This is a genomic window from Pectobacterium polonicum, from assembly GCF_005497185.1.
GTDB lineage: Bacteria > Pseudomonadota > Gammaproteobacteria > Enterobacterales > Enterobacteriaceae > Pectobacterium > Pectobacterium polonicum.
The window spans coordinates 57687-74647 of the sequence record NZ_RJTN01000004.1; the positions used below are offsets into that span (position 1 = coordinate 57687).

General features: G+C 51.5%; 17 protein-coding genes. 8 read left to right on the forward strand and 9 right to left on the reverse strand.

Going from position 1 to position 16961, the window contains the following annotated elements:
- Positions 1–156 precede the first annotated feature (156 nt).
- Positions 157–1371 carry a pyridoxal phosphate-dependent aminotransferase gene (locus tag EDI29_RS06405; RefSeq protein ID WP_014916029.1) on the forward strand — a complete coding sequence of 405 codons (1215 nt, stop codon included), beginning with the start codon at positions 157–159 and terminating at the stop codon, positions 1369–1371.
- 142 nt (positions 1372–1513) lie between these two features.
- Complete coding sequence (gene yfbR, locus EDI29_RS06410; protein ID WP_137740220.1) at positions 1514–2113, forward strand: 5'-deoxynucleotidase; 600 nt, start codon at positions 1514–1516, stop codon at positions 2111–2113.
- Between the two features lie 29 nt (positions 2114–2142).
- On the opposite strand, the gene EDI29_RS06415 is transcribed toward yfbR, so the two are convergent.
- From EDI29_RS06415 to yfbV, 4 genes are all read right to left on the reverse strand, one after another.
- Positions 2143–3975, reverse strand: a complete 1833-nt coding sequence (locus EDI29_RS06415) for an SLC13 family permease (RefSeq protein ID WP_137740221.1) — start codon at positions 3973–3975, stop codon at positions 2143–2145.
- Positions 3976–4152: 177 nt separating this feature from the next.
- Entirely contained in the window at positions 4153–4809 is a 657-nt protein-coding gene (locus EDI29_RS06420) for a sugar phosphatase (protein ID WP_137740222.1), read from the reverse strand.
- A gap of 21 nt (positions 4810–4830) precedes the next feature.
- Positions 4831–5325: a YfbU family protein gene (locus tag EDI29_RS06425; RefSeq protein ID WP_005969861.1), complete on the reverse strand. Its 495-nt coding sequence runs from the start codon at positions 5323–5325 to the stop codon at positions 4831–4833.
- A 165-nt stretch (positions 5326–5490) separates the two neighbouring features.
- Entirely contained in the window at positions 5491–5949 is a 459-nt protein-coding gene (yfbV, locus tag EDI29_RS06430) for a terminus macrodomain insulation protein YfbV (protein WP_137740223.1), read from the reverse strand.
- A gap of 450 nt (positions 5950–6399) precedes the next feature.
- On the opposite strand from yfbV, the gene ackA reads away from it, so the two are divergent.
- The 3 genes from ackA to EDI29_RS06445 all read left to right on the forward strand — a co-directional run bounded on the left by ackA (position 6400) and on the right by EDI29_RS06445 (position 10808).
- Positions 6400–7602: an acetate kinase gene (gene ackA, locus EDI29_RS06435; protein WP_107170543.1), complete on the forward strand. Its 1203-nt coding sequence runs from the start codon at positions 6400–6402 to the stop codon at positions 7600–7602.
- A gap of 79 nt (positions 7603–7681) precedes the next feature.
- Positions 7682–9820, forward strand: a complete 2139-nt coding sequence (gene pta / locus EDI29_RS06440) for a phosphate acetyltransferase (protein ID WP_014699140.1) — start codon at positions 7682–7684, stop codon at positions 9818–9820.
- 127 nt (positions 9821–9947) lie between these two features.
- The gene (locus EDI29_RS06445; RefSeq protein ID WP_395303340.1) at positions 9948–10808 is read left to right on the forward strand and encodes a DUF817 domain-containing protein; all 861 of its coding nucleotides are present in this window, start codon (positions 9948–9950) and stop codon (positions 10806–10808) included.
- Between the two features lie 61 nt (positions 10809–10869).
- Here EDI29_RS06445 and yfcD read toward each other — a convergent pair whose 3' ends face one another.
- Both yfcD and yfcE read right to left on the reverse strand, forming a co-directional pair.
- Positions 10870–11520, reverse strand: a complete 651-nt coding sequence (yfcD, locus tag EDI29_RS06450) for an NUDIX hydrolase YfcD (protein WP_137740224.1) — start codon at positions 11518–11520, stop codon at positions 10870–10872.
- Between the two features lie 123 nt (positions 11521–11643).
- Complete coding sequence (gene yfcE, locus EDI29_RS06455; protein ID WP_137740225.1) at positions 11644–12195, reverse strand: phosphodiesterase; 552 nt, start codon at positions 12193–12195, stop codon at positions 11644–11646.
- 251 nt (positions 12196–12446) lie between these two features.
- Here yfcE and yfcG point away from each other — a divergent pair, with 251 nt between their 5' ends.
- The 3 genes from yfcG (at position 12447) to EDI29_RS06470 (ending at position 14490) form a co-directional block, all read left to right on the forward strand.
- Complete coding sequence (gene yfcG / locus EDI29_RS06460; RefSeq protein WP_137740226.1) at positions 12447–13073, forward strand: GSH-dependent disulfide bond oxidoreductase; 627 nt, start codon at positions 12447–12449, stop codon at positions 13071–13073.
- Between the two features lie 124 nt (positions 13074–13197).
- Positions 13198–13569 carry a dihydroneopterin triphosphate 2'-epimerase gene (gene folX, locus EDI29_RS06465; RefSeq protein WP_137740227.1) on the forward strand — a complete coding sequence of 124 codons (372 nt, stop codon included), beginning with the start codon at positions 13198–13200 and terminating at the stop codon, positions 13567–13569.
- Positions 13570–13584: 15 nt separating this feature from the next.
- Complete coding sequence (locus EDI29_RS06470) at positions 13585–14490, forward strand: TIGR01777 family oxidoreductase (RefSeq protein WP_137740228.1); 906 nt, start codon at positions 13585–13587, stop codon at positions 14488–14490.
- A gap of 178 nt (positions 14491–14668) precedes the next feature.
- Here the strand turns inward: EDI29_RS06470 and hisP are convergent, their stop codons facing one another.
- The 3 genes from hisP to EDI29_RS06485 are packed head-to-tail and all read right to left on the reverse strand — an operon-like array spanning position 14669 to position 16857.
- Entirely contained in the window at positions 14669–15442 is a 774-nt protein-coding gene (gene hisP / locus EDI29_RS06475) for a histidine ABC transporter ATP-binding protein HisP (protein WP_137740229.1), read from the reverse strand.
- Between the two features lie 16 nt (positions 15443–15458).
- On the reverse strand, positions 15459–16175 hold the full coding sequence (locus EDI29_RS06480; protein ID WP_107169724.1) for an ABC transporter permease: 717 nt from the start codon (positions 16173–16175) through the stop codon (positions 15459–15461).
- On the reverse strand, positions 16168–16857 hold the full coding sequence (locus tag EDI29_RS06485; RefSeq protein ID WP_107169723.1) for a histidine ABC transporter permease HisQ: 690 nt from the start codon (positions 16855–16857) through the stop codon (positions 16168–16170). Before EDI29_RS06485 ends, EDI29_RS06480 begins: the two co-directional genes overlap by 8 nt.
- Positions 16858–16961: the final 104 nt, after the last annotated feature.

The window sequence follows — 16961 nt, forward strand, 5'->3', positions numbered from 1 at the left end:
CATCCAACGAGTACACAACCATATAGTGCAGATGCGCAATCATTTGCAGCAAAAGCGATAATCATTCTTCAAAAGGCACTTTAGGAGGAGTACATTAAGCGGGTTATGCTATTCCGCATGGGAATATGCGCTCTCTGCAAAAGGTTCGTACTATTTATGTCTCCGATTGAAAAATCCAAGAAACTGGAGAACGTATGCTATGACATCCGTGGCCCAGTTCTAAAGGAAGCCAAGCGGCTTGAAGAAGAAGGCAATAAGGTCCTTAAACTGAATATTGGCAACCCTGCGCCCTTCGGCTTTGAGGCACCGGACGAAATTCTGGTCGATGTCATCCGTAACCTGCCAACAGCACAGGGCTACTGTGATTCCAAGGGGCTCTATTCCGCCCGTAAGGCCATCGTTCAGCACTATCAAGCGCGGGATATGCGCGATATTACGGTTGAAGACGTCTATATTGGCAACGGTGTTTCCGAACTCATCGTGCAATCAATGCAGGCGCTACTCAACCCAGGTGATGAAATGCTGGTTCCCGCACCAGATTATCCACTCTGGACTGCGGCAGTTTCCCTGTCTAACGGTAATGCCGTTCACTATCTCTGTGATGAGTCTTCTGACTGGTTCCCCGACCTGGATGATATCCGCAAAAAGATCACCTCGAATACTCGCGGTATTGTCATCATCAACCCGAACAACCCGACGGGTGCGGTCTACAGCAAAGAGCTGCTGCTGGATATCGTGGCTATCGCGCGCGAACACAACCTGATCATTTTCGCCGACGAAATTTACGACAAAATTCTGTATGACGATGCGCAACATCACTCGATTGCCGCACTCGCGCCAGATCTGTTGACAGTCACGTTCAACGGACTGTCCAAGACCTACCGTGTGGCAGGTTTCCGCCAAGGCTGGATGGTATTAAACGGCCCAAAAAAACACGCCAAAGGCTATATTGAAGGGCTGGAAATGCTGGCCTCAATGCGTTTGTGTGCCAACGTACCCATGCAGCATGCGATTCAGACCGCCTTGGGGGGATATCAAAGCATCAGTGAATTTATTCAACCCGGCGGACGCCTGTACGAACAGCGCAACCGCTCTTGGGAATTGATCAACCAGATCCCCGGCGTGTCGTGCGTAAAACCACGCGGTGCGCTCTATATGTTCCCGCGTATTGACGCCAAGCGCTTTAACATCCATGACGACCAAAAACTGGTGCTGGATCTTCTATTACAGGAAAAAGTGTTGCTGGTTCAGGGAACCGCGTTTAACTGGCCTTACCCAGACCATGTACGCATCGTCACACTACCGCGTATTGATGAACTGGACATGGCAATTCACAAATTAGGGCGTTTTCTGGGGCACTATCACCAATAACCCAGCAGTAAACGATCTTACCCTCGCCGGGCTATCGTCGCCCGGCGAAAACCAGAGCTTCGTTTGCATAATCTTCGGCAAGTGCTCACAATAGACACCCGCGATATCGCTATTCCACCGTGCTGTTGTCTGAGAGATCTCAATGAATCAGAGCCACTTTTTCGCCCACTTATCCCGTCTAAAACTCATCAGCCGTTGGCCACTGATGCGCAACGTGCGTACAGAAAACGTCTCCGAACACAGCCTTCAAGTCGCTTTTGTCGCTCACGCGCTGGCGGTCATCAAAAACCGCAAATTCGAGGGTAACCTGAACGTAGAGCGCATTGCGCTACTGGCGATGTATCATGATGCCAGCGAGGTGCTGACTGGCGACATGCCAACGCCTATCAAGTACTACAATGCGCAGATCGCGCATGAGTATAAGAAGATAGAGAAAATTGCCCAGCAGAAGCTGATCGAAATGCTGCCAGAAGAGTTACAGCAGGATTATCGGATGCTGCTGGATGACAACTATACCAGTGAAGAAGAACGCGCCATCGTTAAACAGGCAGACGCGCTCTGCGCCTACCTGAAATGCCTAGAGGAATTATCCGCGGGCAACGCGGAATTCACGCTTGCTAAGGCGCGGCTGGAAAAAACATTGCAGTTGCGCCACAGCCCGGAAATGGACTATTTCATGACGGTGTTCGTTCCCAGCTTTAGCCTGTCGCTTGACGAAATCAGTCAAGACTCTCCGTTATAACACGCATCTGCTATAACGGGCTGGAACGCTTAGAACGGATACAGCCACGGCACCATCACCACGCTAACAAGCATCACCAGTAGGGTAAAGGGGACACCAATGCGCACAAAGTCCCCAAATTTATAACCGCCCGGTCCCAGTACCAATGTATTCACCGGTGATGATACGGGCGTCATAAATGCGGCAGATGCCGCAACGGCGATGATCATCGCAAAGGGATAAGGTGACACGCCCATTTGCTTCGCCGCAGCAATCGCAATGGGTGCCATCAACACCGCCGTCGCCGTATTGGAAATAAACAGGCCAATCACTGCACACAGCACGAATAAGCACACCAGCATCACATGTGGCCCGGCATTCCCGGCAACATCCATCAGCCCCTTAACAATCAGCGCAACACCGCCAGTTTGTTGTAGCGCCAGCGCAAACGGCATCATCCCGACAATAAGAATAATGCTCGGCCAGTGAATCGCTCGATAGGCGCTTTCCATGTCGATGCAGCGGAATTTACCCATCAGTAAACAGGCGATCAGCGCAGCAACCGCATTCGGTATTTCATCCGTTAGCATCATCGCGACCATCAGCGCCAGACAAAACAACGCGTGCGGAGCCTGACTTACCGCTGGGGCGACATCATCCACTTCGGCAGGAAGATTGAGCAAAAGAAAGTCATTTTTCTGCGTGTGCAACTGTCGAATCATGCGCCAGTCGCCCATCACCAGCAGAATATCACCGAGCTGGAGCGGCTCATCGGCAAGGATACCCTCCATTGCCTCGCCCGCCCGGCGAATCCCTACGACGCTCAGGCCATAGCGGCTACGGAAGCCAACGTCGTAGAGCGTTTTTCCCAGCAGCTCGGAATCGGGTATCAAAGACACTTCCGCCATCCCGACATCACGCGCCTGCTCAGAGAAATACTCACCGCGCAGCACCATCGGTTCAAGCCGCTGCGAGGTGCAAAATTCACGTAAATCCACCTCTGATGCCGACATATCGATCAGCAGCACATCATTCAGGCGAAGTTCGGTGTTGCCAGCTACGCTGATCATCACGCGGCGGAATTTACGCCAGCGCTCAATCCCGACCACATTCGCCCCAAAGCGTTGGCGCAAACGTAAATCGTCCAGACGATGGCCGATAAAAGGCGATCCTGGGCGAATTGCCAATCGGCGTGCCCTGCCAGTCAATCGGTAATCACGAATCAGATCGCGAAACGTTCTTCTCTTCCACATCTCTTTTGCTGTTGCTGTCTCAGCGTCACCCAGCCAGTAACGTGCCACCATCATATACGCCACGCCTAGCAACAGGACGACCATCCCTATCGGCGTCACGCTGAAGAACCCAAAGCCCGCGACACCGTCGCGCATCAGCTCGCTGCTCACCACCATATTCGGCGGCGTCGCCACCAGCGTCATCATGCCGCTAATCAACCCAGCGAAACTCAGCGGCATCATCAGCCTTCCTGGGGAAATTTTCATCCGCGCGGAAACACTCAGTACCACGGGAATAAAAATGGCGACAACGCCAGTGGAACTCATGAAAGCCCCCAGCAGCGCAACGGTGACCATCAGTAAGATCAGCATCTTCATTTCGCTGCTGCCCGCCACGCGAACCAGCCAGTCCCCGACCTGATAAGCAACACCAGTACGAACCAACCCTTCACCAATCACAAACAGGGCAGCAATCAATATCACGTTAGGATCGCTGAACCCTACCAACGCTTCAGATAGCGTCAGCGTACCGCTCAGTACAAACGCGATGATGACCAATAGCGCGACGACGTCCATGCGTAATTTATTGGTGGTAAACAACACAATGGCGATCAGCAACAGGGATAAAACCCAGAGAAGTTCGCTATTCAAAACGGTTCCCCTGACGGAAAATACAGAGTGAGAGGTGTAGGTTCAACATGCCATAGAAAAGAAGCTAACACCCGTGCAGCTTGAAGTACGACAGGTATAGTCTGCCATAAAAAAAACCTCGCGGATGCGAGGTTTGATCATATTTAGTCACAGTTTTGTCATTATATTACAGACGAGCTAGTGGCGCAGCAGTACCTTAACGCCACTTTGTGACGTCTCTATCTCTATCTGCTCCAACGAATCAAGAACCAGATCGACCTGATCCAACTTCGGCGTATCTGTTGGTGCTTTCACCGCAATAACCTTGCAGCCTGCCGCCAGACCCGATAACACCCCCGCGGGAGCATCTTCAACAACGACACATTCTTCGGGTTTCAACCCTAGCTGCTGTGCACCAAGTAAATAGGCATCAGGGTTAGGTTTACCTTTGGCAACCTGCTCCGCCGTAATAAAAGCGCGAGGAGCAGGTAGTTCTCCACGATGATGACGCGCGCTGGCAATCGGTACGGTGCCGGATGTCACAATTGCCCAGGGAATATCCAAAGCATCCAACCGTTCCAGCAGCGCCTTCGCCCCTGGCATTGCAACAATACCTTGCGTGTCAGAAGCTTCCGTTTTCTCCAGCGCATCGAACTCCTGTTGAATCGTTTCTTCGCTCTGCCCCTGAAGAAAGTGGCGCAGGGACGTGATTGCCTGCTTGCCGTGAATAAAATCCAGCACTTCCTGTGGTTCAATATCGTGATCTTTTGCCCAGTTAATCCACGCACGTTCTACAGCAGGCAGTGAATCAACCAGCGTACCATCGAGGTCGAACAGAAAACCTTTACACTCCACAGAAAGCCCCTTTTTCATTAATCAGGCGTTGATGATCTGTGCGATCTCAACCGCACTCAAGTGATACTGACGCGGGCAGGATTGCCAAACAGCCAGCATTCTGTTGTATTTTTCCCACATTTTTGTCTGCGCGTTAAAACCATGCGTACCCGCATCAAAGTGAGGGTAACGACCTTCAACATGTACCATAAAGCGTACAAAGCCCAGATAACGCGCTTCCGTTGCCGCATCAAAGCCCAGGAAGGTCAGACGTCGTTCATCCAAATCCTGCTTATCTTTCAGATTGGTCCATGACACCTGCAAAGCATGATGCATTTCCATGACGTTAATAATGGTACGGCAAACTTCTTCCGTCAGCTCACCAAACTCACGGTCTAATTCCCGCATCTGCAAACCATAACCACGCTCGATGATCGTTTGTAGCCGACGATAGCGCTCAGCGTTATCTGGATCGAGCATTGTCATCATTTTGTATTGGTTTGAAAGGATCAATCTCTGGGCATTCGTCATTTCCATGTTGCTCTCCTGAACCCTCTTTGGTGTAAGCCAATGTCGCTAAATAGGTATTACCCGCAGAATCGCATACTGAATCGTGTCACGATAGCGGTAGCCACCGCTTCTTTGATTTGAAACAGGGGAAAGAACAAAATAGCCATCAACCCGCACACAGCCTGACGCCGATCACAAATCATCAAGGAAGGTTTTATCAAGCTGCTTAAATGCACGCCTCAGCACATCCGCCAACGCTTGGTATGTTGGCGCTTCCTCCTCTAGCGGAGCGAGTGCCTGTCCTGATTCTGCAAGTTTATGGCGAATCTCATGGAACCACTGTGCCAGCGTTGGTGGTAAAGGCGTAACAGAACGGCGGCCAAGCCACCACAGGCCCTGCAACGGCAGGCTACAGGCAAAAAGCGCGGTGGCGATGGCCGGGCCGAGCTGGCCACCAAGCGCAATCTGCCACGTTAAGGTAAACACCGCCAGTGGCGGCATGATGCGAATACCGAACCGCGTCGCTCGCGCCACGCGGTTCTCCGGAAATAGGGGAGCCAACTGCTTTTCTGCTGGCCATGTCTTCATGTAATGCTGCCCACGTTGGAGTAACTGTAGCCAACTAATTCTACTGTCTGGTTTCGTCGCCATAGCCACACCTCAACTTTACAGATAAAAAATAAAACTTTTGCACAAATCAACAACTCAAGTTGATAAGGTTAAAATATATTTTGTGTTTACCCTACGCTATCGGTATCCTAGATCGGCCTTTTGGCCGCTGTATACCTAAAGTAGTATGACTACACGCAGGGAGTATAATTCCCTTTGCGACATAAGCGCAGCCAACGGCCATAACGCGGTTATCATCGCTTTAAAAGCTGCGGTTTACATCAGGTCGATGTCACATTGTTATAGAGATTAGTTGTAGCGATTATGGTGTACCGATTATCCGGTATACATCATAGTATCGACCCTTATTCATCATCGTGTCTGGTGTATCACACCAAGGCATGATGTTAATCATAAATGCCAGCGGCGGCATGCGATACGCTATGCCCTGTATGACATTTTTTTAACCATGTATAACAAGTAGGTACTTCCATGTCGAGTAAGTTAGTACTGGTTCTTAACTGCGGTAGTTCATCCCTGAAATTCGCCATCATCGATGCGATTAACGGAGAAGAGTACCTGTCTGGTTTAGCCGAATGTTTCAACCTGCCTGAAGCCCGCATCAAATGGAAAATGGACGGCGGTAAACACGACGCCGAACTGGGTGCCGGTGCAGCTCACAGCGAAGCGCTGAACTTCATCGTCAATACCATTCTGTCTCAGAAGCCAGAGCTGTCTGCTCAGTTGGTTGCTATCGGTCACCGCATCGTTCACGGCGGTGAGAAGTTCACCCAATCCGCGATCATTACTGATGATGTTCTTCAGGGTATCAAAGATTCCGTACCTTTTGCACCTCTGCACAACCCAGCGCATCTGATCGGTATCGATGAAGCACTGAAATCTTTCCCGCACCTGGCTGATAAAAACGTTGCTGTTTTTGACACGGCGTTCCACCAGACCATGCCGGAAGAATCCTACCTTTATGCACTGCCGTACAAACTGTATAAAGAAAACCATATCCGTCGCTACGGCTTCCACGGCACCAGCCACTACTTTGTTTCTCGTGAAGCCGCTAAAGTGCTGAACAAACCAGTAGAAGAGCTGAACGTCATCACTTGCCATCTGGGCAACGGTGGTTCCGTTACTGCAATCCGTAACGGCGAATGCGTCGACACCTCGATGGGTCTGACTCCGCTGGAAGGTCTGGTGATGGGTACACGCTGTGGCGATATCGACCCAGCTGTAATTTTCCATCTGCACGACGCACTGGGCATGGACATCGAGCGCATCAACACGCTGATGACCAAAGAATCTGGTCTGTTGGGTCTGACTGAAGTGACCAGCGACTGCCGCTACGTTGAAGATAACTACGAGACGAAAGCAGACGCAAAACGTGCAATGGACGTTTACTGCCACCGCTTGGCTAAATACATCGGTTCTTACGCTGCACTGATGGAAGGCCGTCTGGATGCCGTCATCTTCACCGGTGGTATCGGTGAAAACGCGGCAATGGTTCGTGAACTGTCGCTGAAAAAACTGGGTCTGCTGGGCTTTGACGTCGATCACGAACGTAACCTGGCGGCACGCTTTGGTAAAGGTGGCAACATCGCTAAAGATGGCACCCGTCCGGCGCTGGTTATCCCGACCAATGAAGAATTGGTCATCGCCGAAGACGCTTACCGTCTGACCGCGTAAAACACGTAACTCCCAACACCGTCAGCCAAGGCTGACGGTGTTGTTTTTGACTAACGAGCAACCGTAAAGAGGTTCGGCCGTGTCCCGTATAATCATGTTGATCCCAACTGGCACCAGCGTCGGTCTGACAAGCGTCAGCCTGGGTGTCATTCGCTCCATGGAACAGAAAGGCGTCCGCCTGAGCGTGTTCAAACCTATCGCCCAGCCGCGCAGTGGCGACAATACACCAGATCAGACGACCACTATTATCCGTGCTAATTCTGCTATCAATGCCGCAGAACCACTGGCGATGAGCCGCGTTGAAGCCCTGCTGAGCTCCAACCAGCAAGACGTGCTGATGGAAGAAATCATCGCGCGCTACCACGAAACGACCAAAGATGCTGAGGTCGTTCTGGTTGAAGGTCTGGTGCCTACCCGTAAGCACCAGTTTGCTAACGCGCTGAACTATGAAATCGCCAAAACGCTGAACGCAGAAATCGTCTTTGTACTGGCGCTGGGCAACGATTCTCCGGCACAGTTGAAAGACCGTATCGAACTGGCACGTTCCAGCTTCGGCGGCAGCAAAAACAAAAACATCACTGGCGTGATCATCAACAAACTGAATGCGCCAGTAGATGACCAGGGTCGTACACGCCCTGACCTGTCTGAAATCTTTGATGACTCCACGAAAGCCAGCGTTGCCAACATCGATCCTAAGCAGCTGTTCGCTAACAGCCCGCTGCCGGTTCTGGGCTGCATCCCGTGGAGTTTTGACCTGATTGCCACGCGTGCTATTGATATGGCGAAGCACCTGAATGCTCGCATCGTCAACGAAGGTGACATTCAGACGCGTCGCGTTAAATCTGTGACTTTCTGCGCACGCAGCATTCCTCATATGCTGGAGCATTTCCGTCCGGGCTCACTGCTGGTGACCTCCGCTGACCGCCCTGATGTTCTGGTCGCTGCGTGTCTGGCTGCCATGAACGGCGTGGAAATCGGTGCCCTGCTGCTGACTGGCGGCTACGAAATGGACCCAAGCATTGCCAAGCTGTGCGAACGTGCCTTCCAGACTGGCCTGCCGGTATTCATGGTCGATACCAACACCTGGCAGACCTCACTCAGCCTGCAAAGCTTTAACCTTGAAGTTCCGGCTGATGACCGCCAACGTGTTGAGAAAGTGCAGGAATATGTTGCACGCCACATCGACACCCAGTGGATCGATTCACTGAGCGCTGAATCTGAGCGTTCACGCCGTCTGTCTCCACCAGCATTCCGCTATCAGCTTACTGAGCTGGCGCGCAAAGCTGGCAAACGTATCGTTCTGCCAGAAGGCGATGAGCCACGTACCGTTAAAGCCGCTGCAATTTGTGCCGAGCGTGGCATTGCACACTGTGTGCTGATCGGTAACCCGGAAGAGATTCAACGCGTTGCCGCCGCTCAGGGCGTAGAACTGGGCAAAGGCATTGAAATCGTCGATCCGATTGTCGTGCGTGAGCGCTATGTTGCACGTCTGGTTGAGCTGCGTAAGAGCAAGGGCATGACCGAAGTGGTTGCGCGCGAACAGCTCGAAGATAACGTAGTTCTGGGTACGTTGATGCTGGAACAGGGCGAAGTTGATGGTCTGGTTTCTGGTGCCGTTCATACCACCGCTAACACCATCCGTCCGCCGTTACAGTTGATCAAAACTGCACCGGGCAGCTCACTGGTGTCTTCTGTGTTCTTCATGCTGCTGCCTGAGCAGGTTCTGGTTTACGGCGACTGCGCCATCAACCCAGACCCAACCGCAGAGCAATTGGCTGAAATCGCTATCCAGTCTGCTGATTCGGCTACCGCATTCGGTATCGACCCACGCGTTGCAATGATCTCTTACTCTACCGGTAACTCCGGCGCGGGTAGCGATGTTGAGAAAGTGCGTGAAGCGACTCGTCTGGCGCAGGAAAAACGCCCAGACCTGGTCATCGATGGTCCGTTGCAGTACGACGCCGCTATCATGGCTGACGTTGCACAGTCCAAAGCGCCGAACTCGCCAGTGGCGGGTAAAGCTACCGTGTTCATCTTCCCTGACCTGAACACCGGTAACACCACGTACAAAGCGGTACAGCGTTCTGCCGACCTGATCTCCATCGGGCCAATGCTGCAAGGCATGCGCAAACCGGTTAACGACCTGTCTCGTGGCGCACTGGTAGACGACATCGTTTACACCGTTGCCCTGACCGCCATTCAGGCTACACAGCTCTAATCTATTCAGATGACGTTAATGCCAGCCTTCGGGCTGGCATTTTTATTACTATTTACAAAATGACGCTATGCAGACATATATATTGTCGCTATGAAAAGGGGTAATACAGATAACTCAGAGGCCATAGGTGATGTCCATACGCATGTTGGCTCTGCGCTTTCGGCAGCGATTAGAAAAAGGAATGATGTCCACGAAAGCAGAAGGATTAACCCACTTTTTTATTGAATTCCTTTATTTTTCCGTCAAAGAAATTCGAGCCTGTACTTTTGTTGGTTTATTTTCCCTCGCTATATTCAGCATTCCCCAATCAGGATGGCTTTCTATCCCCCGTTACGATCTCCTTTTTATTGCCGCCATCTTGATTCAGGGTTTAATGGTTGCCAGTAAATTGGAAACCTGGAGCGAATTGAAGGCCATTACTCTGTTCCATCTTATTGGTTTCGCTCTCGAAATATTTAAAACCTCATCGAGTATTCACTCATGGTCTTATCCTGATTTTGCCTATAGCAAACTATTCGGCGTCCCGCTATTCGCAGGATTTATGTATGCCTCTATAGGCAGTTATATTATTCAGTCTTGGAGGCTGTTCGATATTAAAATTCGCCACCATCCACCTTACTGGCAGGCAACACTAGTTTCAGTGTTCATTTATATCAATTTTTTTACCCACCACTATATCCCTGATTATCGTTGGTATATTACCGCTTTAGTATTAGGGCTCTATTCACGCACAACCATCATTTTCACACCTTATAATAAGGAGCGAAACGCACCTCTGTCATTGCTGTTTGTTTCAATGGGTTTTTTTATTTGGCTGGCTGAAAATATTAGTACATTTCTCAAAGTATGGCGCTATCCAGAACAGTCCAGAGCCTGGTCAATGGTTTCGATAGGAAAATGGAGCTCATGGACTCTGATGACCATCATGACGTTCACGATTATCATTTACCTAAAAGACTTCAAAAAAAGTATTCACATTTCCGAGTGATAGTTTAGCGCTCAAAAAAAAAGACGCCGCGGAGAAAAAGCCGCGGCGAGACGGGCACAGATTATTTCTGCGAATCCGTTTCCGATGGAACAACGTTGCTGTCGTTCTCATCATGAACATTGTCATGATTAATGACAGATGTCTCAGCAGACTCTACCACCTCATTCAGCTTACGTGAAATCGGCTTGCCGTATTCCCGATCGCTATAGCGCGTCAGCCACAGCGACAGGGCTTTTAGCGAGTCCGGCGTAAATTCATCGCAGCGCGCGGTGATCTCTTGCGGCGTCAACCAACTGACTTCATCCACTTCTTCTTCCTGCAACGCGAACGGCCCATGGGTGACACAGCTGAACAGCCCGCCCCACACCCGGCAATTTTCGCCTTCGTAATAGAACAAGCCGTGTTCTGCGAATGGCACGCCAGCAATGCCAAGCTCCTCTTCAGCTTCACGACGTGCGGATTCCAGCATTTGCTCACCGCTTTGCACCACGCCGCCCGCTGTCGCGTCCAGCCAGCCGGGATAGAAATCTTTGATTTTCGTCCGGCGCTGCACCAGAATTTTACCCATGCCATCATGCACAACAATGTAAGTGGCGCGATGGCGAAGACTCTGAGCACGCATCTGCTGACGACTTGACTGAGCAATTACCTCGTTGTTTTCATTGACGATATCAACCCACTCTGTGCCTGCTGCCTGACTTTGTTCCGCCATCCTCTGAAACCCTTTAGTATTGGCACGTTGCTACGCGCGTCTGTTTTAAATGATCGAACTTTGCTGTGAATCTTCCCTGCTACCTTGCCATTATTCAAGGTCAAAAACAGGATATACGCTAAATTAGTGCCTAATCGCAACCCGCGCAATAGGCTCACCACCGTGTAACGGCAGAACCCGCAGCTCGCCTTGATCAAGTAAACCATAGCTCGCGGGGAATCCCCCTTTCGGCAAGCTCACTGAGCCGGGATTGAAAAAATAATATTCCCCACGTTGCTCAGCAATCGGGATATGGGTATGACCATATACCAGCACATCTCCCGTGTGCAGCGGCGGTAAATTCTCGGGATGATAAAGATGACCGTGCGTCAGGAAAAGGCGATGCTGCGGCAATAGCACATGTTGCCACGGTGCCGTTATCGGAAAGGTCAACAGCATCTGGTCAACTTCGCTGTCGCAATTCCCGCGCACGGCAATGATGCGTGATGCATAAGCGTTCAACCGGGCAGCCACTTCCGCAGGCTGATACACCTCCGGCAACGGATTACGTGGACCATGATTAAGAAAATCGCCCAATAAAATAAGCCAGTCGGCCTGACTCTGCTCAAAGATCGCCAGCACACGCTCTACTGCACTGAGGGAACCGTGTATGTCGGACGCAAACATCAACTTCATCGTTATCTCCACAACGTTTATATCAACAATGCTACACCCATAACACCCGCATCCTTCATCGGACGTAGTCTACCAAAGTTGGCAGCACGCTTCCGGTAAAGATCGTATAACGAGATGCGCCATCGTTTATTTTTCACTCGTAGAAGTGGTAGGGTAAGGGCCCGTTCCTCAATACGCTATTCTGACAGCGCATCGTTCTCTGAAGCGATCAACTGCCATACAGTCCATGATGTAAAACGGAGACTTGATTCATGATTGACCTGTATTACGCACCAACCCCTAACGGGCATAAGATTACCCTGTTTCTGGAAGAAGCTAATCTCCCCTACCAGCTCCACCGCGTGAATATCAGCAAAGGCGAACAGTTCAAACCGGAGTTTTTGGCTATCTCACCTAACAACAAAATTCCCGCGATTGTCGATACGCAGCCTGCGGAAGGCGACACGCCAATTAGCCTGTTTGAATCTGGCGCGATTCTGCTCTATCTGGCGGAAAAGCACGGCGTGCTATTGAGCACGTCATTACGTGAGCGTACGGCCACACTACAGTGGCTGTTCTGGCAGGTCGCCGGTTTCGGGCCAATGCTGGGGCAGAATCATCATTTTAACCACTATGCCCCTCAGCCAGTGCCTTACGCTATTGAACGCTATCAGCAGGAGACACAACGCCTGTATCGCGTGTTGGATAAGCACCTGCAAGACAGTCCGTGGTTAGGTGGAGAGCATTACAGCATTGCCGATATCGCAACCTACCCGTGGGTGGTTTCTTATGCCCGTCAGCGTGTCGACCTTGATGATTACCCGGCAGTGAAGGCGTGGTATACGCGTATCAGCGAACGTCCGGCGACGCAACGGGCCTATCAGCTCGCCGAGCAATAAAATTCTGGCATCATCTCATTCGGCCTTTGGGTATCTTCTGCTATGGTAATCAACATATTGTCGTTAACGATACCTCTGACGCTGCGGTTTAGTCGCAGTAACAGAAGCAACCGAGGGCCGAGCAATGCCACATCACCATTCTGACGCCATTATTCGTATAAAAAATCTGCGGCTACGCACCTTCATCGGTATCAAAGATGAGGAAATCACGAATAAGCAGGATGTGATCATCAACGTTGTGATTCACTACCCAGCAGAACAGGCACGCAACAGCGAGAATATCGCCGACGCACTGAACTACCGCACCATCACCAAAAACATTATTCGCCACGTAGAAGATAACCGCTTCGCTTTGCTGGAAAAATTAACGCAGGATGTGCTCAACATCGCCAGCGAGCACGACTGGATCACCTATGCTGAAGTAGAAGTCGATAAACCGTTTGCCCTGCGATACGCCGATTCGGTTTCCATGACCCTGCGTTATCACAAGGCATAAATATGGGAGCGCGCGATGCAACTACTCATAACAGGCGGAACCGGCCTTATTGGCCGCCATCTTATCCAACGATTACAGCTGCTTTCCCATGACATCACGGTATTAACACGCGATCCTGAGCGCGCTCGAGGCGTTCTCGGCAATCAGGTGGAATATTGGTCCACGCTGAGTAATGTCACCTCACTGAACGACTTTGATGGCGTCATCAATCTGGCGGGCGAACCTATTGCCGATAAACGATGGACGTCGCAACAAAAGCAGCGCCTGGCACAGAGTCGCTGGAGCATCACCGAACAGCTTGCCACACTGATTAAGGCCAGCAGTGAACCACCCGCTGTTTTTATCTCAGGCTCTGCCGTCGGATACTATGGCGACCAGGGCGAAGCACTGGTCACGGAAGAGGAATCCCCTGTCGATGAATTCACACATCATCTGTGCGCCCGCTGGGAAGCGTTGGCACAGTCTGCAGAGAGCGATAACACGCGCGTCTGCCTGCTGCGTACCGGTATTGTTCTTTCACCACAGGGTGGCGCACTAGCAAAAATGCTACCGATTTTCCGCTTCGGGCTCGGCGGACCGATGGGTTCCGGCAGACAATACATGCCGTGGATTCATATTGATGACATGGTTAACGGCATTATCTACCTGCTGGATCAGCCGATATTACGCGGCCCTTTCAACATGGTTGCGCCCTATCCGGTTCATAATGAACAATTTTCCGCCACGCTGGCACACGTCTTGGATCGCCCCGGTTTTCTACGAGCGCCCGCTTTTGCGATCAAATTACTGATGGGCGAAGCCTCAACGCTGGTTCTGGGCGGACAGCGCGCCATTCCGCAGCGGTTAGAAGCCGCAGGCTTTGGTTTCCGCTTCTTTGAGTTGGAAGAAGCCCTGCAAGACGTCATCAAAAAACCGAGCTGATAACTATCCATCTCAGGTTGCTGGTAGCCTTTTCGCAGAACGGGAACGATGATAATGGGATAGAAGAGTAAAGCGTCCGCGCCAAGGATGGCGCGGCTCGAGCGTACAGGGATGTATTCACAGCGTCTTTACGATCTACCCATTATCATCGCTCAACGCACATCACAATCCCCCAAACCTACTTCAATGCCCCTGACAAAAACTGCTGTAAACGTGCACTTTTCGGGCTACCGAACAGTTGATCCGGCGGTCCTTCTTCTTCGATTACGCCCTGATGCAGGAAGATAACGTGGCTGGAAACATGACGGGCAAATTCCATTTCATGCGTCACCACCACCATCGTTTTTCCTTCCTCCGCCAACTGCTGCATGATGCGCAACACCTCACCGACCAGTTCGGGATCGAGCGCTGACGTCGGTTCATCAAACAACAAGACTTCAGGCTCCATCGCCAGCGCCCGCGCAATCGACACGCGCTGCTGCTGACCACCGGAGAGATCCGACGGGTATTTCTGTTGGGCAGCATCCGTGATCCCTACTTTATTCAGGTAGAACACCGCCCGCTCACGTGCTTCCGCTTTACTGAGCCCTAACACCTGAATTGGCGCTTCCATCACGTTCTCTAACGCCGTCATGAAACTCCACAGGTTGAAGTGCTGAAATACCATCGTCAGACGCGTCCGCAGCATCTGAAGCTGTTTTTTATCAAATACCTTCAGCTGTCCGTCAGTGTCGCGCACCATGCGGATTTCCTGATCGCTGACGTAAATTGCCCCTTCACAGGGCTTTTCCAGAAAATTAATGCAGCGCAGTAAGGTACTTTTTCCCGAACCAGACGACCCAATAATCGAAATAACGTCACCCGCTTTCGCCTGCAATGAGATCCCTTTGAGCACCTCATGCTGGCCATAACGTTTACGCAGTTCCGTCACCATCAATTTGTTATTCGGCATGCTCTTTTTCCTGCGTTTAATGAGATGAACGGGTATAAAGATGACGTAACCAGCGCCGCTCTGCCCTTCTGAACAGCCCGATTAATACAAATGAGATCGCCAGATAGATCACCGCAGCAATGCCAAACGCATAAAACGGCTGGTAGGTGGCCGCATTAATATCGCGCGCGATCTTCAGAATATCCGGCACCGTCACGGTAAAAGCCAGCGCCGTCGAATGCAGCATCAGAATCACTTCGTTGCTGTAGGCTGGCAATGCAATACGCAGCGCACCTGGCAAAATAATGCAGCGGTACTGCTTAAAACGGGAAAAACCGTATGCTCTGGCGGCTTCAATTTCTCCATGCGGTACGGAGCGGATTGCACCCGCGAAAATCTCCGTGGTATACGCACAGGTATTGAGCGCCAGCGCTAAAATGGCGCAGTTCAGCCCGCTGCGAAAAAAGGCGTTTAGCAGATCGGTGCCGCGCACGATTTCCAGGCTATACACGCCGGAATAAAACACCAAGAGCTGCACGTAGAGCGGCGTGCCGCGGAACACGTAGGTGAATAGCCAAACCGGGAAGCTGAATCGGCGTCGCGGTGACACGCGGGCAATCGCCAGCGGCAGAGCCATCAGCCCGCCGATCGCCACGGAAGAAATCAGCAACCAGAGCGTCATCGCCAGCCCTGTCAGACGATAACCATCGCTCCACAGCAGCGGTTGCCAATATTGTTGCAGGATCTCACTCATAGTTTACTTTTTTGACTCCCTGCGAATAGTGCCGCTCCAGCCACCACAACACGCCGTTAGAAACGGTGGTAAAAATCAGGTACAGCGCCCCGGCAACCAGTGCGAAATAGAACGGTTCATGCGCGCCCTTGCCGGCCAACTGTGTCGCCTTAATCACATCATTTAGGCCAAGCAATGACACCAGTGCCGTTGCTTTCAGGATCACCTGCCAGTTATTGCCGATCCCTGGTAGCGCAAAGCGCATCATGGAAGGGAACAGAATGCGGCGGAACACCTTCAGAGGAGAGAAACCGAAAGCCACCGCCGCTTCGATCTGTCCACGCGGCACGGCAAGATAGGCACCACGAAAGGTTTCCGTGAAATACGCACCGTAAATAAAGCCCAGCGTAATAACCCCAGCGGTCAACGGATCGATGTCAATCTGCTCCAGACCGATCGATTCCGTCACGCCGTTTAAGGCTATTTGCAGCCCATAGAAAATTAGCAGCATCAGCACCAAATCAGGGATGCCGCGAATCAACGTGGTATAACAGGAAAATCCCCCAGCCAGGAGGCGGTTGGAGGACAGCTTCGCCGACGCGCCCATCAGGCCGATAGCCAGTGCCAGCAGTAGCGAACTCACTGCCAACTCCAGCGTCATGATGGCACCATCCAGAATTAGCGGGGCATAGCCATAGAGCATCAATGATATCCGTTGAAATAGCGGTTAATGGCACAGCGCGTCATCGCCAGGAAGACGACATGGGAGGAACGGTCCCATGTCGTCTTGCCCTGTGATTCCGCTAC

What these genes read in the sequence shown, in the direction of transcription:
- EDI29_RS06405 (WP_014916029.1), top strand. Translation starts at nt 157, where the DNA reads ATGTCTCCGATTGAAAAATCCAAGAAACTGGAGAACGTATGCTATGAC.
- yfbR (WP_137740220.1), top strand. Translation starts at nt 1,514, where the DNA reads ATGAATCAGAGCCACTTTTTCGCCCACTTATCCCGTCTAAAACTCATC.
- EDI29_RS06425 (WP_005969861.1), bottom strand. Translation starts at nt 5,325, where the DNA reads ATGGAAATGACGAATGCCCAGAGATTGATCCTTTCAAACCAATACAAA.
- yfbV (WP_137740223.1), bottom strand. Translation starts at nt 5,949, where the DNA reads ATGGCGACGAAACCAGACAGTAGAATTAGTTGGCTACAGTTACTCCAA.
- ackA (WP_107170543.1), top strand. Translation starts at nt 6,400, where the DNA reads ATGTCGAGTAAGTTAGTACTGGTTCTTAACTGCGGTAGTTCATCCCTG.
- yfcD (WP_137740224.1), bottom strand. Translation starts at nt 11,520, where the DNA reads ATGGCGGAACAAAGTCAGGCAGCAGGCACAGAGTGGGTTGATATCGTC.
- yfcE (WP_137740225.1), bottom strand. Translation starts at nt 12,195, where the DNA reads ATGAAGTTGATGTTTGCGTCCGACATACACGGTTCCCTCAGTGCAGTA.
- yfcG (WP_137740226.1), top strand. Translation starts at nt 12,447, where the DNA reads ATGATTGACCTGTATTACGCACCAACCCCTAACGGGCATAAGATTACC.
- folX (WP_137740227.1), top strand. Translation starts at nt 13,198, where the DNA reads ATGCCACATCACCATTCTGACGCCATTATTCGTATAAAAAATCTGCGG.
- EDI29_RS06470 (WP_137740228.1), top strand. Translation starts at nt 13,585, where the DNA reads ATGCAACTACTCATAACAGGCGGAACCGGCCTTATTGGCCGCCATCTT.
- hisP (WP_137740229.1), bottom strand. Translation starts at nt 15,442, where the DNA reads ATGCCGAATAACAAATTGATGGTGACGGAACTGCGTAAACGTTATGGC.
- EDI29_RS06480 (WP_107169724.1), bottom strand. Translation starts at nt 16,175, where the DNA reads ATGAGTGAGATCCTGCAACAATATTGGCAACCGCTGCTGTGGAGCGAT.
- EDI29_RS06485 (WP_107169723.1), bottom strand. Translation starts at nt 16,857, where the DNA reads ATGCTCTATGGCTATGCCCCGCTAATTCTGGATGGTGCCATCATGACG.